At 53.6% G+C, this 23,556-nt stretch carries 27 protein-coding genes and 1 pseudogene; 18 read left to right on the top strand and 10 right to left on the bottom strand.

Annotated elements, in window-relative coordinates; all coding sequences use genetic code 11:
• Positions 1–201 precede the first annotated feature (201 nt).
• The 11 genes and pseudogenes from O9H32_RS15875 (at position 202) to O9H32_RS15825 (ending at position 6,938) form a co-directional block, all read left to right on the top strand.
• Positions 202–798, top strand: a complete 597-nt coding sequence (locus O9H32_RS15875; RefSeq protein WP_269867094.1) for a hypothetical protein — start codon at positions 202–204, stop codon at positions 796–798.
• Positions 799–902: 104 nt separating this feature from the next.
• Positions 903–1,517: a hypothetical protein gene (locus O9H32_RS15870; protein WP_269867093.1), complete on the top strand. Its 615-nt coding sequence runs from the start codon at positions 903–905 to the stop codon at positions 1,515–1,517.
• A gap of 159 nt (positions 1,518–1,676) precedes the next feature.
• Positions 1,677–2,039: a hypothetical protein gene (locus tag O9H32_RS15865; protein ID WP_269867092.1), complete on the top strand. Its 363-nt coding sequence runs from the start codon at positions 1,677–1,679 to the stop codon at positions 2,037–2,039.
• 99 nt (positions 2,040–2,138) lie between these two features.
• Complete coding sequence (locus O9H32_RS15860) at positions 2,139–2,396, top strand: integrase (RefSeq protein WP_269867091.1); 258 nt, start codon at positions 2,139–2,141, stop codon at positions 2,394–2,396.
• Complete coding sequence (locus tag O9H32_RS15855) at positions 2,363–2,944, top strand: tyrosine-type recombinase/integrase (protein ID WP_269867090.1); 582 nt, start codon at positions 2,363–2,365, stop codon at positions 2,942–2,944. The genes O9H32_RS15860 and O9H32_RS15855 overlap by 34 nt, the downstream gene beginning before the upstream one ends.
• A gap of 155 nt (positions 2,945–3,099) precedes the next feature.
• Positions 3,100–3,540, top strand: coding sequence for a hypothetical protein (locus tag O9H32_RS15850; RefSeq protein ID WP_269867089.1), 441 nt, complete (start codon positions 3,100–3,102; stop codon positions 3,538–3,540).
• A gap of 90 nt (positions 3,541–3,630) precedes the next feature.
• Positions 3,631–3,978, top strand: a complete 348-nt coding sequence (locus O9H32_RS15845; RefSeq protein ID WP_269867088.1) for a DUF3221 domain-containing protein — start codon at positions 3,631–3,633, stop codon at positions 3,976–3,978.
• A gap of 122 nt (positions 3,979–4,100) precedes the next feature.
• On the top strand, positions 4,101–4,430 hold the full coding sequence (locus O9H32_RS15840) for a hypothetical protein (RefSeq protein ID WP_269867087.1): 330 nt from the start codon (positions 4,101–4,103) through the stop codon (positions 4,428–4,430).
• 70 nt (positions 4,431–4,500) lie between these two features.
• Positions 4,501–4,719 carry a DUF7660 family protein gene (locus tag O9H32_RS15835; protein WP_269867086.1) on the top strand — a complete coding sequence of 73 codons (219 nt, stop codon included), beginning with the start codon at positions 4,501–4,503 and terminating at the stop codon, positions 4,717–4,719.
• Between the two features lie 116 nt (positions 4,720–4,835).
• Positions 4,836–6,121: pseudogene (locus O9H32_RS15830) on the top strand (IS110 family transposase).
• Between the two features lie 394 nt (positions 6,122–6,515).
• Positions 6,516–6,938, top strand: a complete 423-nt coding sequence (locus tag O9H32_RS15825; protein WP_269867085.1) for a DUF5316 domain-containing protein — start codon at positions 6,516–6,518, stop codon at positions 6,936–6,938.
• A 205-nt stretch (positions 6,939–7,143) separates the two neighbouring features.
• Here O9H32_RS15825 and O9H32_RS15820 read toward each other — a convergent pair whose 3' ends face one another.
• The 3 genes from O9H32_RS15820 to O9H32_RS15810 form a co-directional block, all read right to left on the bottom strand.
• Positions 7,144–7,269 carry a hypothetical protein gene (locus O9H32_RS15820; protein WP_269867084.1) on the bottom strand — a complete coding sequence of 42 codons (126 nt, stop codon included), beginning with the start codon at positions 7,267–7,269 and terminating at the stop codon, positions 7,144–7,146.
• Positions 7,270–7,355: 86 nt separating this feature from the next.
• On the bottom strand, positions 7,356–8,120 hold the full coding sequence (locus O9H32_RS15815) for an exodeoxyribonuclease III (RefSeq protein WP_269867083.1): 765 nt from the start codon (positions 8,118–8,120) through the stop codon (positions 7,356–7,358).
• A 49-nt stretch (positions 8,121–8,169) separates the two neighbouring features.
• A complete protein-coding gene (locus tag O9H32_RS15810) occupies positions 8,170–8,559 on the bottom strand; it encodes a PilZ domain-containing protein (RefSeq protein WP_269867082.1) in 390 nt (129 codons plus the stop codon).
• Positions 8,560–8,859: 300 nt separating this feature from the next.
• On the opposite strand from O9H32_RS15810, the gene O9H32_RS15805 reads away from it, so the two are divergent.
• Together O9H32_RS15805 and O9H32_RS15800 are read left to right on the top strand one after the other, a co-directional pair.
• A complete protein-coding gene (locus O9H32_RS15805) occupies positions 8,860–9,024 on the top strand; it encodes a hypothetical protein (RefSeq protein ID WP_269867081.1) in 165 nt (54 codons plus the stop codon).
• 134 nt (positions 9,025–9,158) lie between these two features.
• Entirely contained in the window at positions 9,159–10,190 is a 1,032-nt protein-coding gene (locus O9H32_RS15800; RefSeq protein WP_269867080.1) for an aldo/keto reductase, read from the top strand.
• Between the two features lie 158 nt (positions 10,191–10,348).
• Here O9H32_RS15800 and O9H32_RS15795 read toward each other — a convergent pair whose 3' ends face one another.
• From O9H32_RS15795 to O9H32_RS15770, 6 genes are all read right to left on the bottom strand, one after another.
• Positions 10,349–10,624 carry a hypothetical protein gene (locus O9H32_RS15795; RefSeq protein ID WP_269867079.1) on the bottom strand — a complete coding sequence of 92 codons (276 nt, stop codon included), beginning with the start codon at positions 10,622–10,624 and terminating at the stop codon, positions 10,349–10,351.
• 87 nt (positions 10,625–10,711) lie between these two features.
• Positions 10,712–11,575: an NAD(P)-dependent oxidoreductase gene (locus O9H32_RS15790; RefSeq protein ID WP_269867078.1), complete on the bottom strand. Its 864-nt coding sequence runs from the start codon at positions 11,573–11,575 to the stop codon at positions 10,712–10,714.
• Between the two features lie 103 nt (positions 11,576–11,678).
• Complete coding sequence (locus O9H32_RS15785) at positions 11,679–12,443, bottom strand: SDR family oxidoreductase (RefSeq protein ID WP_269867077.1); 765 nt, start codon at positions 12,441–12,443, stop codon at positions 11,679–11,681.
• A gap of 186 nt (positions 12,444–12,629) precedes the next feature.
• Positions 12,630–13,241 carry a TetR/AcrR family transcriptional regulator gene (locus O9H32_RS15780; RefSeq protein ID WP_269867076.1) on the bottom strand — a complete coding sequence of 204 codons (612 nt, stop codon included), beginning with the start codon at positions 13,239–13,241 and terminating at the stop codon, positions 12,630–12,632.
• Positions 13,242–13,494: 253 nt separating this feature from the next.
• Complete coding sequence (locus O9H32_RS15775) at positions 13,495–15,912, bottom strand: polysaccharide lyase 8 family protein (protein ID WP_269867075.1); 2,418 nt, start codon at positions 15,910–15,912, stop codon at positions 13,495–13,497.
• Positions 15,913–16,200: 288 nt separating this feature from the next.
• Positions 16,201–16,782 (bottom strand): TetR/AcrR family transcriptional regulator, encoded by a 582-nt coding sequence (locus O9H32_RS15770; RefSeq protein WP_269867074.1) that lies wholly within the window; start codon positions 16,780–16,782, stop codon positions 16,201–16,203.
• Between the two features lie 330 nt (positions 16,783–17,112).
• On the opposite strand from O9H32_RS15770, the gene O9H32_RS15765 reads away from it, so the two are divergent.
• From O9H32_RS15765 to O9H32_RS15745, 5 genes are all read left to right on the top strand, one after another.
• Positions 17,113–17,256 (top strand): hypothetical protein, encoded by a 144-nt coding sequence (locus tag O9H32_RS15765; RefSeq protein ID WP_269867073.1) that lies wholly within the window; start codon positions 17,113–17,115, stop codon positions 17,254–17,256.
• Between the two features lie 108 nt (positions 17,257–17,364).
• Complete coding sequence (locus O9H32_RS15760) at positions 17,365–18,504, top strand: sensor histidine kinase (protein WP_269867072.1); 1,140 nt, start codon at positions 17,365–17,367, stop codon at positions 18,502–18,504.
• A complete protein-coding gene (locus tag O9H32_RS15755) occupies positions 18,501–19,103 on the top strand; it encodes a response regulator transcription factor (RefSeq protein WP_269867071.1) in 603 nt (200 codons plus the stop codon). The genes O9H32_RS15760 and O9H32_RS15755 overlap by 4 nt, the downstream gene beginning before the upstream one ends.
• A gap of 160 nt (positions 19,104–19,263) precedes the next feature.
• A complete protein-coding gene (locus O9H32_RS15750; RefSeq protein ID WP_269867070.1) occupies positions 19,264–20,715 on the top strand; it encodes a hypothetical protein in 1,452 nt (483 codons plus the stop codon).
• Positions 20,716–21,361: 646 nt separating this feature from the next.
• Positions 21,362–22,579, top strand: coding sequence for an MFS transporter (locus O9H32_RS15745; RefSeq protein WP_269867069.1), 1,218 nt, complete (start codon positions 21,362–21,364; stop codon positions 22,577–22,579).
• Positions 22,580–22,634: 55 nt separating this feature from the next.
• Here the strand turns inward: O9H32_RS15745 and O9H32_RS15740 are convergent, their stop codons facing one another.
• Positions 22,635–23,519 carry a LysR family transcriptional regulator gene (locus O9H32_RS15740; protein WP_269867068.1) on the bottom strand — a complete coding sequence of 295 codons (885 nt, stop codon included), beginning with the start codon at positions 23,517–23,519 and terminating at the stop codon, positions 22,635–22,637.
• Positions 23,520–23,556 lie beyond the last annotated feature (37 nt).

Raw genomic sequence — 23,556 nt, 5'->3', positions numbered from 1 at the left:
GAAGTTCTATCCAAGAAACCACTTCATTTCAAGAGTGATTCACATTTGATTTGAGTTTGTTTAACTATAGGGGAACGTTAATTGAACGAACACACGAAGGCAGCCGGCCGGATTGACCGGTTGCCTTCGCTGCGCTAAATTTTGCGCACGGCGGCCGAGTAAGGTCTCGAGAATGGTAACTTTAAAGTAGGAGTGTGAGATATGAAAAAAATAATATTGGCTTGTATTATGATAATGTTGATGCTAGCATCAGCTTGTGGAAATGTTGATACGACGTCAAATCCAAATACTTCTAGTGGGCCTAAACCTGAAACGGAAGAGTCTATTATTCCAAAAGAATCCGAATATTGTACTGTAGATCTTATAAGTTTGGATAGTGAAACTGGAAAACATTTCTATGGAACTTGGAAAGTTGAGAAGCTTTTAGGATTTGCAAATTCATATAATGATGCTTCTGAATATCCAACAGGGCAAAAATATATTGGAGATGAAATTATAATCAAAAAAGACCTTTTCTCATCAAAAGGACTTAAAAACTATAGTAAGTATCAATATGAACAAAAAAATCCATTATATGAGATTACAGCGACATGCAATAACTCTGACGCTTTTTATAGATTATATAAAACACATATTCCAGACTTAAATATAAATGATGTAGTAAAAGCAATAGATATAAGTGACCCTTCTACAAAAATGAGAATACCTGTAAGTGTGAGTTTTTTTGTTGTTAATAACGATAGGCTTATCTTGTTATCAGAGGCAACTATTTTTGAGCTTAAAAGAATTGACGTATAGGTTCAGTCATTGGTCATTAACCTAACTGGGAACGATAGCGAAATGAGCAGATGGCTACGAGGGTGCATGCAGTTTTGAGGTCAAAAACAAATAGGAGACGATGAATGGCACGATCCATGAAAATACAAGTGCTACTGTTTGTTTCGCTGCTGGTTCTTGGCGGTTGTTCCGGTAACCAAAGGGCTCCCGCCGCACAGAATAACCCAGTCACTTTATCCGTTTCTGTTAACCAAACTGCCAACGCCGGCATTGAGCAGCCTCGTGAAACCACTGTCAATACGAACTCTGAATACGACGTCTCCAATCTGGAATTGACCCTGCCGAAGGGATGGAACCTGAGTACCGGAGACCGCTTTTACGCATCCCTCACTGACGAGAACGGAATGAATCTCGGTAGTATTATCACGTACCCGTATGCTGAGGATTTTGACTTCAAATTTTATAAGCCCAACCATAGCGAAATTATAAATGAAGAATTAATCGATACTCCCATCGGAAGCGGTAAGCTATATACGCTAGACGCTGACAACGGTACAGCCGCCTCCGGTCTGACCGGCACACATGACGTCTATTTCGCCGTCATCCCGATACAAGACAAAATTATTAACGTACTGGAATTTTCAAAGCATGATAAAGAGGCAGCGTCCAAAAAGCAATTCGTCGGTTTATTGAGCGGGTTGCGATTAAAAAATGAACGCCAACCGATAGAAAAAAGATGACCCGGCATGCCCTTTAGCCCTTCATGGTGTATTAGTCGATTACGTTATCTGAGAACAATAGCGCAAGAACCCTGGAGGCAGATCTCGGTAGGAAATGCTCCCGAGTTATTGAACTTTACTATCTAGGCAAAGCAGTATTTGCTGAAGGAGGACCGCTTCATGAGAGCAGATAGCAACGCTATTATGAATCAACTGCTTAATACCCAATATATAGATGCAAAGTTAAAAATGTTGGTTTATGACCATGCATCTCATATAGTACGTATGACGTATGGTGACCCAAATAGTCTTGACAATGACGTAACCGTAGTTTTCCAAGACTGTTTTTCAGCCCAATTTAACACCTGGCTTGATGGGATGAAAGGAAGGGTTCCAAAGAAGCCAGGTGATCTGGATTTCTTCTTTCATGACATTTCAATTCAGGATATCGAAATTAATGGAGTTGAACTTTACAAGTGTTCCATGGTAATCCCGATGATGGATTGTTTAATCACCTGCTTAACGATTGACATTGAAGACTGACTCTATTCAACTATCTGGAGACGCTAGTTAAATGCAAACCGATTAAAACCTCTCATTGGAGCAACCCTAGATTTAATAGGCCTAATGGGAGGTTTTTTCATGAACTTAAGTGAATTGTGGAGACTGTATGAAGCCGACAAGCGTATCCAGGGATTTAGTTCAAGCACATTAAAAGCATACTCCCTACAGCAAAGGATGCTGGCTAGTGAACTTGGAGATCTTGATATTTCGGAAATTACATTACAACAGCTTAAAGAATACCTTGCAAAACAATCAGATCGGTTGAAGCCCAACAGCGGCGCCGGATCCGATTTATTCGCTCCTTGTTTCGGTTTGCTTATGAAGAGGCATACCTAGCTTCTAATCCTGCAATAAAATTAAGAGAACCGAAACTGGAGAAGCGAATACCAAAAAATTCCTGCCAATCCCTTCGAGAACGAGCTCTGCTGGAATTCCTCTATAGTACGGGCTGCCGAGTTGGAGAGGTCGAAAGGGTAAACATCGCGGACCTGAATTGGGAGAACTGCTCTGCCATTGTTCATGGCAAAGGTGCAAAACAGAGGGAGGTTTACTTCGCAACGGAGTGTAAGGTATGGCTTAAGAAGTATTTGGCCAGCCGCGTGGACTCGTGTAAGGCTCTGTTCGTAACAGATACAAATCCTACACGACGAATGACTATACCTACAATCAGATGGGCATTAAAACGGCTTGCGGACCGGGGGGAGCTTGAAGCGAATGTATATCCGCATCGCTTTCGTCATACCTATGCGTGCCAAATGCTTGATAATGGTGCACCTTTAGATTTCATTCAAGGTATGTTGGGACATGAGAAAGCATCAACCACTCAAATTTACGCTCAGCTGCGCGGCGAACGGCGTCGTGAACTTTATCGACGGTTCTTTTAACATCAACTCATACTATAGAGAGTGACGGTGAGGCTGTCTTATTAATGTAGTCACTCCAACTAAAGGGCAGATTAGTTCCAATATGTGTTAAAATTAAAGTGTGTGAGTAAGGTCAGTACGAGTTGACCGTCCAAAGCGTAAAGAGGTGAATTTCCATGATATTTCAAGATTTAATGGAACTAAAAGATGTATTCTTTATAGGGCTCACAGAACCCAAACTTAATTCCCTAAGGGTTATTTTCAGTAAAAGTATTTCTGGAGATACTCCAGAACAAGTAATGATTGGGAAGACAAGTTTAGACGCTTATCCGATTAATGTTGATGAGAATGAACCTCTTATACAAATTGAATTTGAGCGTTATATCGCTTACTCGGTCAGGAATGAATCCTATACTTCATGGGATGAATATGAGGAATTCGAAGGTAAAGTATTTAGAATCTACAGAAAGTCAAGATATCTCGACTTTATAGGAGTGAGCACATTTGCAACGGAAGACTTCCCTGGTCCGTTTAAACATTATGGGATTTGTTGCTTAGACCACATAGTAGACATTGTGTCAGTGTCAGAGCCCATTGTAAGTGAAATTGAAGATTAAGCTAACTGGAGACAATAGCGTATAACAGGGCGCAGACGCCGCAGCAGCTGCTCCCTAGCTGGTTCATTAGATTTCCTAGGAGGAACTGCTTTGAAAATATTGATTTTAATACTCCTTGTTGTTCCGGTTTTGACTATAGGATGTTCAACAAAATACAACGTAACATCAGATGAGCTATGGGACTATAAGGATGGATTTGCTGTTGCCAAGGAGGATGGACGAATCCTTGTTGTTCGAATCAAGGTAGATAACCCCAATGAGCCGCTTAATGAGATACTAGAAAATGCTCTCCCAGATGCTATTTGGGTTCAAGTAGACAAGTATGATTTCGATTCTGTTATGATTGGTGACGAAGTAAGCATAAGTTTCCCTGATGGGGTGGCATTGATAAACCAATCTTATCCTGCTCAGACAAAAGCAAATGTAGCGCGAAAATAGTATTGATTATTGAACAAATCGGAGACGTTAGTTAAACGATCCAGGAGCCGTTTGCCACGGCAGTTGCTCTATTTCTTCAACTTGGGATTGTCGTTCAATTAGGTTAGGAGTGAATTCCGATTATGTCAATATTAGCTCTTATCTCAGAACCGACTGATGAATTCGAAAGGCAATTCTCAATACCTGTGGCATCTGAATCATTTTTTTATGAATGTTGGGCTCCTGCGATAACAGCAATGCAATTAGAGTGGGTAGAGCATTTTTCGTGGGGAATAGAAGTTAGGAAAGAAGATTTGGATAAAGTCATTTGCGAGCTACTGCAGATACGAGAGTGGTCACTTCACAATTTATTAGAAGCGAAGCAGTCACATATCCTCGACCGTATCGATTTGTTAATCACTAAATTACCAACCGCATTTCGACGAGAAAATACTGTGGTTTTCATTGGATAGAAATTCATTATTGACGTTCAACTATCTGGGAACGTTAGTTGAATCTTAATGTTGAGGAGGGCCGTAAAGGTTGAACCCAAAAGACGTATCTACAAAGGAAGACTTGGTAACATTTCTTCATGCATTGAGACATGATTTAACTGAGAATACTGCGACCTGGGAGAACCAAACACTGGAGAGTTTTTTGGAAGCAATAGAGGCTTGGTTAAATGATTCAAATTTGGTTTCTGATACGCCAACCTGGAGCACCTTTGCAACCTCGTTATTGGCAGGAAAGGCATACGAGTAAACTTTATCATTAAGCTAAACATTCCTGTATAGCCTAAGAAATTCGGCTTTGTCAAAAAAGGAGCGCCTCGGTATGATGGGTTTGTCCAAAACACCATCAAGGAGGCGCTCCTTACTATGAAGTTTAAGCAATCTGACGCACAAAATCAACGGATTGAACGAATCACTACCTCTCACTTCGTTGTAGGAATTGATATGGCCAAGGAAACTCATGTCGCACAAGCCACCAACTTCCGGGGAATCGTCCTTTCCAATCGTCATCTTGCCTTCAAGAACACTGCAGAAGGGTTTGAAAAACTGAAGTGCTGGATCGAGTCACTGCAGCAAAAACACCGCTTAAAGAGCTTCATTGTCGGCATGGAGCCGACAGGACATTACTGGTATAACTTGGCCAATTGGCTGGTTGAACTAGGGATCCATGTGTGTTGGTAAACCCGGCAACAACCAAAAGGAACAAGGAAAACCGGGATAACTGTCAATCCAAAAGCGATCCAAAGGATGCATTGGTTATTGCAGATGTCGTTAGCCGTGGCTATTACTACGAGTACAGTCGGCAGGCCGAAAGCTTTCAGCGGCTGAAAGTCATGATGAGTGACCGGGAATTTTGGGTTACCAATAGCGTACGACTGCAAAATCGTATTATTCGCTGGCTGGATATCCGCTTCCCCGAATATGCTTCCGTATTCAATAAGTGGACGGGCGTAAGATCTTTGGCGACACTGAAGGAGTTCCCATCTCCACTTGATCTGAGAGGCCTTTCCACTGCAGAGATTATTACAGGTTGGAGAAAACACATGCAGCGAGCCGGCGGCTGCTCAGGTATTCAGAAAGCCGCGGAACTGCTCTCTAAAGCGAATCGGAGCGTTGGGGATGTTACGTCGCTTCACGAGGCGAAGCAGGATCTACAACGGTTAATTGAAGAGTATGAACGAATCGAAAGTCATTTAGAGCAGATTGAAAGGGACGTCGCATTGCTGCTCGAAGACATCCCCATAGCTGGCCAAATGCGCTCAGTTAAAGGTCTGGGGACAATTTATATAGCAGCCATTCTCTCTGGAGCAGGCGATTTAGCGCAGTATGTTCATGGGCGTCAGCTGCTGCGAAAAGCTGGTTTAAATCTGGCCGAAAGCATGTCTGGGAAACGTAAAGGGGAGGTTATACTCTCCAAGCGAGGGAGTGCCGTTCTCCGAAAGTACATGTATCTTGCTACCCTAACCCTGACAGGAGTCAATCCAATCTTCCGGCAGTTACATGAGAATAATCTCAAAGTGAAGCATATGAGCAAACAGAAGTCGATACTTAAACTGCTGGGGAAACTGGCGCGGATATTAATTGGAATGGTACACAGTGGAGAGTCCTTCACTCCTGAAAAAACAGTGTACCCTTCGGTTCAAGCAGCGTAAGAATGTAAGCTCAAACGTGGATTGACTCATTCGCAGGATTTCGAACAAAGAAAGCACGGAGGACCGAGTTCGTTCCCAAAAAGGGCACAGACCCATTCACTAAACGCTATCGGTCTCCACACCTTGGACAGGTGTAACGAAGGAATGTAAGGGCACAGACCCGTAGAGCCTTGGGATGGTTAGTCTCCAAGGAATTGTGGAGTATGCGTGCAGTAGAGTAGACCTGGGGAAATGTTTCTGAGCGTTTCTTCTATTCCCGCATACCAAAAACCGATCTTATGGACGTCTGTGGTTTAATTCCTGACTTAATCCAGAATTCCAAGGTGATGAAATCCTGCGAATGAGTGAGCATACGTGAGATAAATCCTTAATACTGAGGGACGAAGAACGATAGTTGAATGATCCAGGAGCAGTTTTGCCACCGCGGCAGCTGCTCTATTTTTTCATTGAAGTAACGGGCAGCATAGTGGATAAATATGTTAAACTTGGAAGGAGAAGCTGCTTTATTAAGGAGGGGGTTCCATTGCTGAAATTCCTATCCGTAGGTATCATGATTGTCTTGTTGGCGCTTGTCGTTTCTCTCGTATTGCAAGATTGGTCGCTCACATATAAAATAACGGGATTTATCGGAGTAGTGACGATATTCCTCAGTGCTATTGTTTCTGGTGCATTCGTTAGTGGTGATCGTTTAGGGAGAAATTTATCCGAGGAATCAACCGAGAGCAGAGACGGTCGGTTTTCAAGGATTAATTCCTTACTGCTTATTGGTTTTCCTAATGCTGCTTGTGCAATAATTTGTTACCTAATAATCGTCTAAACGCTGGAAGTGGCATTACGTTATCTGGGAACGTTAGGTAAACAAAGACAGCGGTAGTCCAAGACTTTATTTTTCAAGTTTTGGGACGCCGCTGTTTCATTTTCTAGACTGGACAGATGTGACGCCGAAGTTTTTGTCGGTGGGAGCCCGGCGACCGGTGCCCGGTGCCTGGAGCCCCGGGCAGCATCGGCGTCCGCGCTACGTGCTATGCTGCACCGGCTAAGGAGCGCCTGACGACACGCAGGCCGGCGACCTGGGCCACTTTGCGGCCTTCCCGGGCGGCGAACTTGATCGTGACGTGCGTTTTGCCGGAGGTCCCGGCTTTGTGCAAACAAACCCAAGAAGCCCGCGACCTGCAGAGGTCACGGGCGGGTCGAACAGGCTGGTCGGCCGGTTGAAGCCGGAGGGCACACGGGATTATAGGGCGGGAGGCTCCATAAGACTCAAAGTCACCGGGCAGTGGTCGCTGCCTGTAATGTGCGCGTCTATCCCGGCGTCGAGCAAGAAGGAAGCGAGCCTGGAGGAGGCGAGGAAGTAATCGATCCGCCATCCGACGTTGCGCTCCCGTACTCTCGGCATATTGGACCACCAGGTATAAGCATCCTCCCGGTCCGGATAGAAATGCCGGAAGGTGTCCACGAAGCCCGCTTCGAGAAGATCGGTCATCTTCTGCCGTTCTTCCGCCGTGAAGCCGGAGTTGCCCCGGTTGCCCTTGGCGTTCTTAAGGTCAATCTCCGCATGGGCCACATTGAGGTCCCCGCACACGATGACCGGCTTCAAGGCGTCAAGCCCCTGCAGGTAGCCCCGGAAGCGGTCTTCCCACTCCAGCCGGTACGGCAGCCGGGACAGGTCTCGCTTGGCATTGGGCGTGTATACGGTGACGAGGTAGAAGCCCTCATACTCCAGCGTAAGGATACGACCCTCCGGCTCGCTGTCTTCTTCCATGCCGTACCGGACCGACAAGGGCTCCTTCTTGGTGAAGACGGCGGTGCCGGAGTAGCCTTTCTTCTCCGCATAATTCCAATACTGATAATACCCCTCGTACGGCAGTGCAATCTGCCCTTCCTGCAGCTTGGTTTCCTGCACGCATACAATATCGGCGCCGGTACCGGCAAAATAATCGCTGAATCCTTTGGTCACGCAGGCTCTGAGGCCATTCACGTTCCATGATACGAGTTTCATTGCAATGAGTCTCCTTTGTGATGCCGGGTTATAGGCGGTGTCCGGCGGGTCAGTAACGAGCGGACCATGGCTTGGTTATCACAGCCGCAGGCATGCCATGGATGGCATCCCTCCCAGGATGATCATGGACCAGGAATGAGGTAAGGGCATTGGAGACCGACAGGAACTGGACGCCGTACAGATAAGCGCCATCCAGGTTTTCTTTCCATACGATCGATCCGTACATCTCGCCGAACAGCGCATTCTCGAACTTCAGCACGAAGTCGCCATGGGAGGGGAAGTTTAGTGAACACTTGAAGGACAGCCCCGTGAGGGAGATGTCTTTGAGCTCGATGAATGTCCGCCGGGTCTTGGTTTCCCTGTTCTGTATGCTATGTATAGATAAAGAAAGGTCCAGAGCGGTCGTTGAGCGTTGATACATCCGATTTTCTTGTGACATCTGAGGGTTCCCCTTATGAAGTATACTAAAATCCGTTCTGATGAAGTGAAGCTTATCACAATTTTAGCAAAAAACGCGAAATTTGTCCTGTAAAATTTCGTTTAAATGGGTAGTTAGACCTATTATATAATCGTATCTGTATTCTTACTAAGGGACATGGCCCATGGCTCGAAGGGACCGGGCCACCTGCCCGGGGCGGGAGCGGGGGGCTGCAAAATCTATGGAACTCATTCTATGATTTCAAGGGAGACGGGCGCGGACATTTGAAAGGGACCGCCAAGCTCCATAAGTATGAAGTGATTGATTATAACGGGGGGCAGCGGCAAGCTGGAGAAGGTGGGGAGAGGGCAAGCGGCGGTGTCCGCCTATAAGCGTACGTCCGGCCAAGAGATACCCTGCGTCTATCATAATCTGTCGGGCCAGCCGGTGACCCTGCCGGCCTACGGTTCGTTGATTACGGAGTAAGCAGCCAGTATACAACCGTAAGGAGCAGGCGCAGCGTGTGCTCCCACTCTCAGACTCCAGCCTCATCCTATTATTTAACAAATTTGGTATAGTGGTGAGGCGCGACCATTCCGTGAGACCGAGGAGGAGAGACGATGAAATACGCTTTACTGGGCCGATCGGGTTTGCTCGTTTCCAGGCTGGCATTCGGGGCTATGACCTTCGGGTCGGGGAACAATCCCAGCGTATACAAGGTGGACCAGATCGGGGCGCAGGAGCTTGTGGACCGCGCCTTGGACGCGGGCATCAATTTTTTTGACACGGCGGACGGTTATGCGGACGGACAAAGCGAGGAGATGCTGGGACGGCTGCTCGGCTCCCGGCGCAAGGAGACGGTCATCGCCACGAAGGGCGGCTTCCGCGTCGGCTCCGGACTTGTCCAGGCCGGGCTGTCCCGCAAGCATCTGTTCACGGCCTGTGAGGACAGCCTGCGCCGGTTGGACACGGATTACATCGACCTCTACATCGTACATAAAACCGATCCTTACACCCCGCTCGAGGAAACGCTCGAAGCGCTGAACGATCTCGTGCGGCAGGGGAAGGTGCGCTATATCGGCTACTCGAACTGGCCGGCATGGCAGGCGGCGCAGGCCGTCACGATCCAGCGCGAGCGCGGGTGGGCGACCTTCATCAACGGACAGCTGTATTATTCTTTGGTTGGCCGTGATATTGAACACGAGACGGTACCCTTCGCGGTCTCAAGCGGGATCGGGTTAACCGTGTGGAGTCCTCTCGCCGGCGGCTTCTTGAGCGGGAAGTATACCCGGGAGAATCTGAATGACGAACAGAACCGCTTGAGCGGCTTTGATTTTCTGCCGCATGACAAAGAGTGGGGCTTCCAGGTATTGGACACAGTTCGCGAGATCGCAGCATCCCACGGGGCGACACCGGCCCAAGTCTCGCTGGCTTGGCTTCTGGCCCGGCCGCACGTCAGCAGCGTACTGGTCGGCTCCAGCAGGCTGTCCCAATTGGAAGATAACCTGCGTGCGGCAGAGCTCGAGCTGAGCGCCGGGGATGTCGCGAGACTCGATGAGATCACGCGGCCCGCCGCCCTGTATCCGAATTGGTTCACGGCGATGACAAGCGATACGCAGGTCTCCGATGCCTTGGAGGGGAAGCGGGGGTAAGTCCGCGGCCGCTCCGCATGCACGAGTGCAGGAGCTCTATAGGCGCCTGGCCTCTATATGGCCTCTGTACCCGGAACGGGATAGAAGACGTTAATCAAAAGCAGCGGCAGTTTTGGACCGATGTCCAAAGCTGCCGCTGCTTTTTTGGGTGATACCCGTCAATAGGCCAGCATCAGGATGGCATAAGCGGCGATCCACAAGAAGGGGACGAGCCCAACGGCAGCCGCGATCCGCTTCCTCCGGTTCCGCAGAATCCAGGCTGTGGCCGAACAGGTAATGACCGCAAGCGGATAAGCGCTGACACCCGCGAAGAATAGCGTATTCCATAGATGGATTCCATTATCGAACACCATGAATGACATTCCCCAGACCAGCAACCATCCGGCCAAGCTGCACACATACAACGTCTGACTGACAAGAAGAAAAATGATCATAATCCGCCTCCACGAATACCATTATACAAGGATGTGGAGATTCGTCTACGGGAAACCTTGCGTCTTGGAGCGGCACGTGAGCCGGCGTTACCGCAGAATCTTGATCAAGGCGCCGAGCTCTTCTTCCCCGTAACCGGCATCGGCCGCTCTGCGGAAGAGTCCCATGGCGAAGTCGGGGAATTCACCGTTGATTCCCGCATCGCGGGCCTGTTCCTGCAGCAGCTTCACGGTAGCCATACAGATATTGACGGAGCTCTGCGGCTCGCCGAAGGCGCTTGTCTGGATGACATCGCCTTCGTGCTTCACCATCTCCCCGATGACGGGGGAGATGGCGGCGATCAGGGAGCCGAAGTCGTCCACGCGCAGCCCGTCGGATTCCATGATCCGCGCCGCATGGAAGAAGCCCAGCATCGAGCTGAATAAGTAGGAGAGGAAGGCCAGATCCGTCGAAGAAGCGGCGCTTACCTTCGCGCCGAGATACGGGACATTCCCGGCCAGGCTCGTAAGAAGGAGTTCGCTCTTCCGGAAGGCGGTCTCCGAGCCCGAGACGAAGATGGTGGTATCGCTTCTTCCCATCTGGGGCGGCGTAGCCGCGATGGCCCCGTCCAGATAATCGGCGCCCCGTTCCCGGGCCCACGCTTCGTTGTCCCGCGCCTGCTGGGGTCTGCCGGTGGTCAGCTGTACCAGCGTGCGGCCGCTGAGCGCGGCAGAGGCCTCCTCCGTACCGAGAATGCGGTAGGCGGTATCGTAATCGGTGACGCAGACGATCACGACAGGGCTGGCTTCGATGGCAGCCGCTGCGCTGGCAGCCGGAACCGCTCCCTCCCGGACGAGTCCTTCGGCCTTGGCGGCCGTCCGGTTCCATACGGTTACTCTATGGCCGCTTCGCAGCAGCACTTGGACGATGGCCGTACCCATGGCCCCGAGACCGATTACGGTTACATTACTCATAGAATCACAACCTCCTTGGATTGGTACTTACGTATCTGTGCAGGGAAGAGAGGGGGAAGAACTTGTAGACACAGCAGCGTGCCGTGACCCGCTGGCCTGCGCACTAGGCATGCGCAGGAACGATCCCTTGGGAGAGCCCGCCATCGACCGGGAACTCGGCTCCGGTGGTGAAGGTCGCATCGAAGGCGAGGAACAGCACTGCACGGGCTACTTCTTCCGGCGTGCCGATGCGCTTCATAGGGGTAAGCGCGATCCCTTCCTGTTCGAAGGCGGCGAGCTCAACAGGCGTGGCTCCGGTAACGCCCATGGTCGGCGTCTTTACGAATCCGGGGCTTACCGCATTCACCCGGATGCCCCGGGGGAGCAGCTCGGCGGCCAAGACTTGGACATAGGAGCGCAGGGCGGCCTTCGCGCCCGAATACACGCTCATGCCGGGATATCCCATTACATCCGCGACGGAGGTGGTGAAGACAATCGAGCCGCCATCCCGGATGAGGGGAGCCAGACGCTGTACCGTGAAGTAGGCCCCCTTCGTATTCACGGCAAAACTCCGGTCGTACGAGGCTTCGGTGACCTGATCGAAGGGCTCGAGCTTCGAGTAGCCCGCATTGACGAACAAGAAGTCAATCTTACCTAACCGCTGCGCTGCCAGTGTGCCGAGAGTGTCGATATCGTGCATGCTCTCGGTGTCGGACCTTACGACATGGGCGCCTGGCCCGAGCTTGCCCCGTGCCGCTTCGAGATTCTGCTCATTCCTGCCGGTGAGCAGTACCTCGGCTCCTCCGGCGAGCAGGGCATGGGCCACGGCGAGTCCCATTCCGTGTGTACCGCCGGTAACAACCGCTTTGATTCCCGAATATCGACTCATCAGATCCTCCTTGCATGGATATAGATTAGTAAAACTAAACGAAACAGTTTTGTTTCGTTTAGAGCCTGGGAAAATAATACAACGGCATGCTGCCGCCGTCAAGACCCTAATTTCCAAATATAGGGGCGGGGGCATCCACATACGAAAATACCCCTGAAGAGGGGATCGGCTTCGCTGTTCGCAGCGTTAGGCCGTGCCCTGTTCTTCCGGGGTATGGATTACGGGGTTCTTTTGCAGATGCAGGTCGATGAGGTATTCCGCAAGGGTGGTCAGCTCGGCCGCAGGGCCCGCCGTCCCATATACGGGGACCGAGGCCAGGGCTCCGTTGATCACGAGCATGAGCTGGTCCGTCAAACGTTCGTCACGGACTCCGGCCTTCCGGCTCAAGCGGGCCAATCGCAGCCGCAGGGCACGGTTGTATTCCACCGCGAGGAGATGGACCGGATGGTCCTCCTCGGAGAATTCGGCCAGGGCATTCAAGAAGGGACATCCCCGGTGGTACCCCGGTTCGAGCAGTTCGATCGTGGCATCGATCAGCGCGAGAAGCTGCGCCTTCGGAGATCCCTCGTGCTTTGCAATGGCGGCGTCGAAGTGCTCCCAGTTGATGCCGTCCTGTGCTTCCAAATAAGCGATGATGAGATCGTCTTTGGTCGGAAAGTGCCTGTACAGTGTTGCTTTGCTTACACCCGAACGCTCTACAATCGTGTCGACGCCAACCGAACGGATGCCCTCGCGATAAAACAACTCGGAGGCCACCTCGAGGATATGCCGGCGTGCGGATAGGCGGGCAGCGGCCATTCTTCTTCACCTGACTCTTCTTGAAAGTAACGTACACCGTCAGTTACTGAACCTTCTGTGTACTGAAGTGTATCATGGGGCGCCGCCTTCAGCAAGCGGGATAGAAGCTATGCCCGGCAGGCAGACGCCGCTTCAGGCCCGCCGGTCCCGGGAGGCCCGTACAAGGCGGCGCGAAAAGAGGAGGCATCCTAAAAGCATAAAACCAGCGGAGCCCCGTCATGCCGGGCTCCGCTGGGGAGGATGTTGCGGTGAGTCAGCTCTTGCGCTGGAACTTCACTTGGATGGACCGGCCCTCCGAACCCGTGGTATCCACCTTGAACCGGATAGTGGGAGAGGTATTCGACACCGTGATGCCGGAGGGCGTTTCCAGAATCCCCGCAGCCCGCTCGTTCAGCGAGATCTCGATGACGCCGCCGCCGGAACGGGTTAGGTCAGCTACCGACACGACCAGGCCGTCATCCATTTCTCTTATCAATATGGCTGCCGTCGTGGAGCAGGTGATGCCGGCGGCGGAGGCTCCCTCCTCAGACCAGATGATGGCGCCCGTGATGCCGAGCTTCCGTTCCCTCACGGCCTGAATCTTCGGCGTATTGGCGAGTATCCGGATGTCCGGCCTTGCCGCATACCCTGCTGTCTGTCGGGCGGTCTTGTTCGGCAGCGTAACGTATTGGTAGGAGGCATGGTCCGGACTGACGCCGTGATCGAACCAGAGGGTCGCATAATTACGGGTATAAGGAATGTCGGGGGACGGCTTCGCGTTGAGGTTCTGGTCGCCCCACTTGCCGGTTCTGGCCAGGCGGGAAGCATTCAGGGTGACAGGGGTTCCCGGGAAATAGTACCCGATATCCGAATTCGGAACATGGCCTGCCAGATGGGCCCAGGTAACCCCGGTCAACGTCTCTTGGGAGCCCAGCGCCGGCAGCCGGGCTGAGCCGTTCACCGTCAGCGCGTTGTCCCCCGCCGCACTCAGCTTCCGGTTATCGACGATGGTCTCGACGTTGAACGGCTCCGTATCGTCAAGCTGGATATCGGTGCCCAGGGCTACGACCTCATCGTCGAAGAGGAACCACGCCTTCTTGCCCGTCAGCGATGTGCCCGAAGCGCCCGGTGCGGTCAGGCCCATGCCGACTATGCCGAACTGCCCGTCGGACACGCCGCCGACACGGCGATCCGTATTCACATACACGGACTCGGTGACGTTCAGGGTCCGCGGCTTGGTGTCGACCGTAGTGCCGGGAAGACGGGAATAATCGACGGTCGCCCAGAAGCTGTCGCTGTACTGCTCCTTGTCTGCCGTGTAGGTATAGGTCATACCCGAGCCGGTATACCAGCCGCGGCGGAGCTCGAAGTTGTTCTCGAAGTTCGCCACGTTATTCGAGAACATGCTGATCCCGTAGCCGAAGCCCGGCCGCACATGCACGGCGCGGGCCATGCGCGGGAAGAGCTTATTATACGAGATGTCCCCGCGGGCCGGGACGGCAGGGTCCTTGACGAGGGCGGCGGCACGGCCGATCATCTCGATGGAGGCATCGGCATAGAAGCCGTCGTCCCCGGACACCAGGGATTTCACGAGACTCTTGAACCGGGCCGCCTCGGCGTCCGGCGCGATCAGCGACAGGCGGATGATCGCGGAGGTCGCCTTATGGCCTGCGGCGCCGTCCTGGAAGTTGTAGCGCGCCACTTCCCTTCCGCGGACCATATCCATCATCAGCCCGGTCCGGTAGAGCAGGGGCTCGAAGGAATCCGAGACCCACTTCCACACATTGGCGCGCTGTGGGTCGGTGACTTCCCATTCGGTGCCCTGGAGCAGGTACATGACGTCGGACAGGTCCTTGAGCAGGGAGGTCCCGTAGCCTCCGTTGTAGGCGAACTTGCCGTGCTGGATGAAGGAGCCGTCCTTGTAGAAGCCGTCGCCGTCCTCCGTATAGGCGAACACGTTATACTCGCCGCTGCGGCCGGGTGTGACATCGCTCAGGCCGTCGCGCGCCTGGATCATCTTGTCGGCGCTCTCCCCGGTAATGCCGCGCAGCGCGTGCACAATGGAGCGCCACACCCGGTTGGCCGCCATGTACTTGTATTCTTCGACGGGGCTGTAGGAGATCGGGCTGTTATAATCGATGGCTGCCGTGTAAGCGGCGATCTGCTGGGGCGTCAGCTCATCGTACAGCATCACCATGATCTCGCCGAGCCGCAGCGGCGCGCCGATCTCCGAGTACCACCACTGGGAGGAACCGGTGCCGGGCTTGGCGCCGTTGAACCGGTTGGCATTCAGCCAGTCGAGGGCCTCCAGGATATCCGTCTTCAGCATGCCGTCGCCGCGCAAGGAGCTGCCCTGGGTGGTGTAGGCGAGCGCCAATGCCTTGAGCCGGTCATAGCTCTGGAAGATATAAGAGCGGTTCGGCAGCTCGGCCGCACTCACAGGCCAGAGGCATTTGCAGGTGTTGCGGTCGGTGCCGCGCTTCAGGGTGCTTTGGTAGCCGGCTGCCGTGGTCTCGATCGCCTGGATTTTGGCCGTGATCTCGGGGACCGACAAGTCGATGTTCTCACCGCCCGTGAGCACCTCCTTCCACTTCGCCCGGAGAGCGTCATACGGAGGAGCGGCTTCAGCCGTGCCCGCCGCAGGCAGTGTGATGGCGGAACACAAGAGAACAGGGAAGAGGAAGAGGGACACGGCGCGTTGGATCGAATGGCGCAGGGGAATCATCCTTTCGTTAAGGGAGTGGGGGAAAGGGTGACGAGGAATAAAGTAAGCGCTTACGAAAAGGGAGATTACGAAAAATCAGCAGTCCCTTGCACGGGCTTAGTGTATGATTCCGGTCTGCGCTGCATTCTAAATTCGTTCCAGGAATGGCTGAATCCTTCCTCTTTATATAAATTTTGTAATTCTGTCCTGCGTCTGGGAGGCCGGCCGCGGAGTCCGGTCAGCCTGTGCAGCCGAAGAGGAGCTAGTCCGCCCCGCCTAGTCCGTCCCGATACCCGAGTAGATGAAGCGGAAGAGTTCCTTCGAATGATGGGCGACCGCAGAATCCGGGCCGTACAGGGTCTCGAAGCAGCGTACATTCCGGAAGGCAGTCATGGAGCCGAAGATGAGCTTCACCGTAAGGGAGACGGAGCCGAGACGGAACACCCCCTTATCCATGCCCATCTCGAGGATGCCCCGCAGCTTATCGCTGATGTGCCTTACGAGCAGGACGATCTTGTCGGAGCGGGGGCTGTTCACCGATAGCTCCTGTCTGAGGATCTGCGAGATTTCGGGCTCCTGCTGCAGGAACGTCATCATGCTCTCGAAGAAATGCAGGAGATCCGCTTTGGGATCGTCTGTTGCCGGCAGGAACGGTACGGATTTCAGAGGCTCGAGGATCGCCCAGAATACGTTCTCTTTGCCGCCGTAATGATAGGAGACCAGAGGGAGGGAGACGCCGGCTTCATCGCAGATTTTCCGTACGCTGGTTCCTTCGTATCCCTGTTCGGCAAACAGCTTTTTGGCCGAGAGGATAATCTTGTCCTTCACATCCGGCTGCCCGGATTCCCATGTCGTCATCGTGGTGTATTCCTCCGTCTAAGGGGATCGCAATCCTTGCGGCCCACCCGTGTGTTGTTCGATTGGATCGCAATCCTTGCGGCCCACCCGTGTTTTGTTCGATTGTAATGGAGGGGGAGGGACGAAGTCAATGCATGCTGCAAGGGCTTTCCTGATTCCAGGGAGTCCGGGCTGTCAAAGTTTTCATTTGACGGCTTCGTATAATCTTCATATAATTTACTTTAGCGCTAAATTTAACGAATGTTAAAAACAAATGTTCAGAATATTCGTTGTCTGAAGTGCCTTATACATAATTGACGGTCTTGTGCATCAGAGAGGGGAAACTACATCATGCTGGCCCTGCTACAACGAATCAAACAATGGTCCGTACTCTCCCGGACGGAGACGCCTGACGAAGAACTGCAGCATATGGTCGAGGAAGCCGTGCTGGACTTCTTCAAGAACAAGCAGCGCGCATCCGGAGCGAAGAGCTGACGAGCCTGAGCCCGCACATACAGCCGCGAACCAAGCAGCATCTCCCTTAGCGGGGGGTGCTGTTATTTGTTGCTCAAGCCCCAGCCCGTGGATGAAAGGAAGCTGCTTATGTTTTTAACGAAGCCTGGTTCCAAAAGCCGCATGCTCGTTGTCGGTGTCTGGTTGATCCTGTACCTCATTCCGTTTTATCTGCTGTTTCATGTCCCTAAGGGTCCTCCCGCTGCAGCCGGAGCGGGGCTCCTGCTGCTCTTCCTGGCTGCGACGGCCGGTTCGGCTTACTCGGCGCAGCGCACGGCATACCTGTGGACCTGCGTCCAGATGGTCGTATCCGGGCTCATCAGCGTTGGTTACGGCTACGTGTATCTTGCTTTCGTCGTGTCGTATTTCATCGGGCGAATCCGCAGGCGGGTGCCGTTCTCCATCCTCTATACGCTGCATCTGCTCATTATCTTCGGTGCGGTCAACTACGGTACGCTGACGCAGCATGCGTCGATCCTGGCCCAGTATCCTTTCGTTCTGCTGACGCTGATCGGAAGCATACTCATTCCGTTCAACACGTATTTCCGCTATAAGCGGATCGAACTGCAGAAGCTGCTCGTGGAAGCGAACCGCCGTATCGCCGAGCTCGTGATCCAGGAAGAGCGCCAGCGCATCTCGCGCGATCTGCACGATACCCTGGGGCAGAAGCTGTCGCTGATCGGCCTGAAGAGCGAGCTCGCCGACAAGCTGGTAGGCCAGCAGCCGGAGAAGGCGCAGCTGCAGATGAAGGAGGTCCAGAGCGTGGCACGCTCGACCCTGAAGGAAGTGCAAGAGCTCGTGTCCAAGATGAGGGGAACGACGGTCCAGGAAGAAGTGGCGCATGTCCGCCGCATCCTGGGGGCCGCGGATATCGAGTTCCTCTGCGACAACGAAGCTTCCCTCCAGGAGGTGTCCCCCCTCATTCAGAATGTGCTCAGCATGTGCATCAAGGAAGCCGTCACCAATGTAGTGAAGCACAGCGGCGCCTCTTCCTGCAGGCTCCGCATGGAGCGGCTGCCGGCGGAGACGGTCGTGACGGTGGAGGACAACGGCGGAGGGGCGCGCGCAGAGTGGGGGCAGGGCAACGGCCTGATCGGCATGAAGGAGCGTCTGGATTTCGTGAACGGGAAGGTGGAGATTGACACCGGCCGCGGGACCAGCGTCCGCATGACCGTGCCCCATATTATCAAGCAGGAAGTAAACCAGTCCGAAAAGAGGAAACCGATATGACCCGCATTGTGATTGCCGAGGACCAGCGCATGCTGCTTGACGCCTTGGCCGCGCTGCTCGAAATGCAGGAGGATTTTGAGATTGTAGGCAAAGCTGCGAACGGGGAGGAGGCGCTGGCGCTCGTGGAGCAGCTGCATCCCGATGTGTGCATCCTCGATATCGAAATGCCGGTGATGAGCGGCATCGAGGCGGCCGAGCGGATGAAGGGCGGCTGCAAAGTCGTCATCCTGACGACCTTCGCCCGTGCGGGGTATTTTGAACGTGCCGTCAAAGCGGGGGTCAGCGCCTATCTGTCCAAGGATAATACGAGCGAGGAGCTTGCCGCAGCGATCCGCAGCGTCATGAACGGCCGGCGTATCTACACCAAGGAGCTGGAGGAAGACATCTACGTCGAAGAGAACCCGCTCACCGGCCGGGAGCGGGAAGTGCTGGTCCTGGTGGCGGACGGCAAGTCCACCAAAGAGATCGCCGGACAGCTTCATCTGTCGGGCGGAACGGTGCGCAATTATATCTCGGGCATCCTCGAGAAACTCGGGGTGAAGAACCGGATCGAGGCGATCTCCCGCTGTCGGGAGCACGGCTGGCTGGAGCCTTACTGAACACCGGGCAGCTTCGTGACAAATGTCACGGATGTCACAGCCATAAACCTGACACTTGCTACTAAAAAAAAACGGCCGATCTCACTACAATAAAGCTATGGAAGAACCTAGTGCACGGGTGCTTAAACCAAATATAGAGACCTTAGGATGGAGAGTTCATATGAAAGCAACTCAGCTTAAAAGCGGGAAATGGATCGCAACAACGCTGGCTGCAGCATTACTGCTGGGGGCAGTGCCTGCTGTAGTGGCTACGCCAGCGGCTTATGCAAGCAGCAAGTCGGATGATGACGAAGTCATCGTGCCTTTTGCCTACCGGATCAGTTCGGATCTCAGCAAAATCGTATGGTATGCTTCGGTATTCATGGATAAGGAATTCGGGGATGTGCAGGACGCGCTTCAGGGCGGCAGCACCCTCGGCAGCATCGCGAACGGAATCAAGGATGACGACTACAGAGGCCGCGAAGAGCTTCGCGAAGACCTCGAAGGCTTGTACCGCGCTTCCGTGAAGGCAGCACTCGCGAATAAGGAAATTACGGCTGAAGAAGCGGCGAAGTACGAAGGGAAGATCAAGGACCGCGTAGCGCAGGCCCTGGATACGGCAGGATATAAGGAAGCCGGCGTGGATACCGATATTCCGCTCAAAGACCGGTTCTCCCTCGAACTGAACCAGATCGTGAAGTATGCGGCGATCTACCTCGAGATGGATTATGCCGATGTGATCAGCGACCTGAAGAGCGGACTGTCGCTTAGCGACCTCTCCCACCGGGAGCTGGAGAACTCCAGTGAGCTGCACCAAGGGCTGAAGAACATGTACGAAACTTCCGTGAACTCGGCGCTCGAAGCGGGCCGGATCACCAAGGAAGAAGCTGACGGGTTCAAAGCGGATATTGCGAAGCGGCTGTCGGATGCGCTGTCGAAGCCGGGCTATGTAGATGCAGCCGTCGATACCTCGATTCCGCTGGAGCAGCGTTACCAGGCGGGACTGAGCGACATAGTGAAGATGACGGCCATCTATCTGGATCTCGAAGAGTATGAGCTGAAGGATGAGCTGAACGCATCGCAGTCGATCAACCAGGTCGCCGACCGCCAGGATGAAGATGACGACATCGAGAACCGCTACGAGCTGTTCGATGCGATGAAGAACTATTATAACTACCGTGTCGATACGGCGGTGGCTGCGGGTCAATTGACTTCCGAGGAAGCCGCGGATATTCGCAGCACGAACGAGAAGCAGCTCTCCGATGCACTGAACCAGCCCGGCTATGAGGACAAAGCAGTGCTCGAGAACCCTTCGATGAAGCTCGAAGAGCGTTTTAGCCTGAGCCTGGACGATATCGTACTGAACGCTTCGATCTATATGGATATGGAACTTCAGGATCTCATCGACGACTTGAAGTCCGGCGACTCGCTTCTGGCCGTGGCCGACCGTGAGCGCGACGATGACTTCGAAGGCCGTTCCGAGCTGATCGAGCGTCTGGAGTTCCTGTACCAGAGCCGGATCGACCGTGCGGTAGAGAACCGTCAGATCACCTCGGCCGAAGCAGCCGAGCTGTCCAAAGGCCTCAGAGCCCGGATTATGGATAAGGTAGGGCAAACGAATGCAGCCCTGTAGTCACTAGCCTGAGGACGGTACGATAAGGTACCGCGAACCTCTAGGCGGGATCACATGGGGGTGCGCCCCGAACAGACGACGAGAACCCTGCGGCCCGCCGCCGCGGGGTTTTCTTTCTTGAAATACTAGAATGTATATCTCGCCAGAACTCGATCCCGTAATCTTGTATTTCTTATAAACGCGCATCGTCCTTTAAAGGACGGCGAAGCCGTTTATCTTGTGAAACGGCATATACAACAAAAGCGCACTGCCCTTGCCGGGAGTGCGCTTTTGCCTTATATGTGGGAAGCCGCAATCATTGTGGATCACCGATCGACTGTCAGGATTCAGGAAGCCTGCTTAGTCATCTTGCACGATGCAAGTACCTTGCGAATAAAGGCGAATCGTTTTCTTCTCAAGAGAGAGAACATGGCAAACCAACCTTTCGGAAAACATGGAACCTGTCGTTTTCTTCTGCAATTGATTCATAATTACCACTTCCCACTGTTTCTTCTTACCCGGGCGGACAGGCATTGAAACAGCAGGGCCGCATCATTCTTTTTGGTTATGGGGAAGAATGAGCAACGGGAATTTTATGCATGGGGCTTTTCCGTGTAAGCTAAAGCTATAGAAGCAGAGAAGAAAGCAGTACGGGGAGAGACGGAGAATGAACGGACTACTGAAAGCCGCGCCATTAGGCGGGGGTCGCAAGAGTAAAGCGGTACTATGGAATGTGCTGCTGATTATGTTCGGATTTCAAATGATGCTTAATATGTCGAGGCCGGCCATCACCTTGTTCGCTTCGGAGCTTGGAGCCGGCACGCTGCAGATCGGCATGCTGACCTCGTCATATGCCCTCCTGCCCTTGCTGCTCGCTATTCACGCGGGCAAGCTGGCGGACCGGTTCGGGGACCGTCTGCCTGTTCTGATCGGAAGCATCGGATGCGCCTTCGGCATGGCGATGCCGTATCTGTTCCCTTCACTGTGGGCGCTGTACGTATCCCAGTTCGCCGTCGGCGTGTCGCATGTATTCATCGCGATCTGCCTGCAGAACGTGCTGGGGCACGCCGCGCAGACCAAGGACGAGCGGGATTCGTATTTCAGCATGCTGAGCATGAGTGTCGCCCTGGCCGGATTCATCGGTCCGGTGGCCCAGGGCTATCTCTCGGAGCAGGTCTCGTACGCGGCGGTGTTCCTCATCGCGATGTTCTTCTGCATCATCCCGGTTGCCGTGGTACGCTTCATTCCGATAATCAAGCATCGGGGGATCAAGGAAGCGGCTGTATCGGAGCCTGAAGGGTCTTCTTCCGCTTTGGGGCTGCTGAGAATTCCGCTGCTGCGCAACGCGCTGGCTACCAGCGCGCTCGTCCTGTACTCGAGGGATATCTTCGTGGCGTACTTCCCGCTGTACGGGGCGCGCATGGGGATCTCCGAATCGAATATCGGCTGGATTCTCGCCCTGCAGGGCCTCGCGATGGTCTTCGTGCGCCTCTTCCTGCCCGCGCTGACCAAGCTGCTCGGCCGCGAGCGGGTGCTTCTCGGGTCGATCCTGACCGCGGGTCTTGGCTTTGTGCTCATCCCCTACGCTTCAAGCGTCTGGCTCCTGCTGATGACGAGCGTGCTGATGGGCATCGGCCTCGGCTGCGGGCAGCCCCTGTCGATGTCGACGACCTACAATGCCTCGCCGAAGAATAAGACGGGTGAGGTGCTGGGACTGCGGCTGGCCACCAACAGGCTGTCCCAGCTTGTCGCGCCGCTGTTCTTCGGCCTTGTCGGCACAGGGGTCGGGCTAGTGTCCGTCTTCTATGTCAGCGGCGCGTTCCTGATCGGCGGGGCGCTTCTGACAAAGTCCAAGCCGCAGGAAGAACCGGCCTCCGTCCAATAACGGGAGCCGGTTTTTCGCGTGTTCCGTGTCCTAGGAGCCGAAGCCCTGTACCGTATTATTCCCGGATCAGCCCCATGTCTTCCAGGTCTGTCTTCTCCATGAATTCGACGAAGGCGTTCACTACGTGATTCTCGCGGGACTCCGGATGGTAGAACATCCAGGTTTCGCGGATCAGGGGGTCCCCGCTCTTATCCTTGATCTCGAGAGTATGCATATCGCCCATATCCCTCAGGAATCTCGTGGGGAGGAAGCTGTAGCCGAGCCCGTTCTTCACCATCTCCCGGCACGTATCGGCGCGGTCGACCTTCATCGAGACGAACGGGGCCTTCGTGTAATGGTCCGACCACCACCGGTCGATCATCGTCTTGAAGAGAGGATCGGTGAAATAGTCGATCCGCGGCGCCTGCGGCAGCTCCTCCATATCGATGGGCTCCTTCGATACGATCCAGACGCTCTCCCGGAATAGGAGGTGCTTCTCGCCGGGCCAGCTGTAGTCTCCCCGCACGAAGCCGATGTGGATGTCATGATTGTACACCATCGTGAAGATGTCTTTGCTGAAGGCCGTTTCGAGTTGGTAATCCACGCGCGGATACTGCTCGCGGAACAGCCTGAGGAGATGCGGCAGCTCGTATTTGCCAAAATAATTGGAGACGCCGAGCCGCAGGGTGCCGGCGATATCCTGGTTCATGTTCGTGACGTTGTCCCTGATCTCGCGGAAAGCGGTGAGCAGCTCGCCCGCCCGTTTCGCCAGGTACTCGCCCTGGGGCGTAAAATGGACGCCGCGGATGCCCCGGTTGACGATCTTCACGCCGTACTCTTTTTCCATATGCATCAGCCGCTTCGTCAGCGCGGGTTGCGTCAGGTAGAGAAGCTGCGCGGTACGGGTAATATTCTTGTGCTCGTAGAGCAGATGAAGGATGGTCCAGTCTCTTTCGTCCATGCGTTAATTCCCCCGGTGCACGAATGTCTATCTCTAC

Source organism: Paenibacillus caseinilyticus, assembly GCF_027533645.1.
GTDB lineage: Bacteria > Bacillota > Bacilli > Paenibacillales > NBRC-103111 > Paenibacillus_G > Paenibacillus_G caseinilyticus.
The sequence above is the reverse complement of the archived record's forward strand: the minus strand, read 5'-3'. Positions and strand labels throughout refer to the sequence as shown.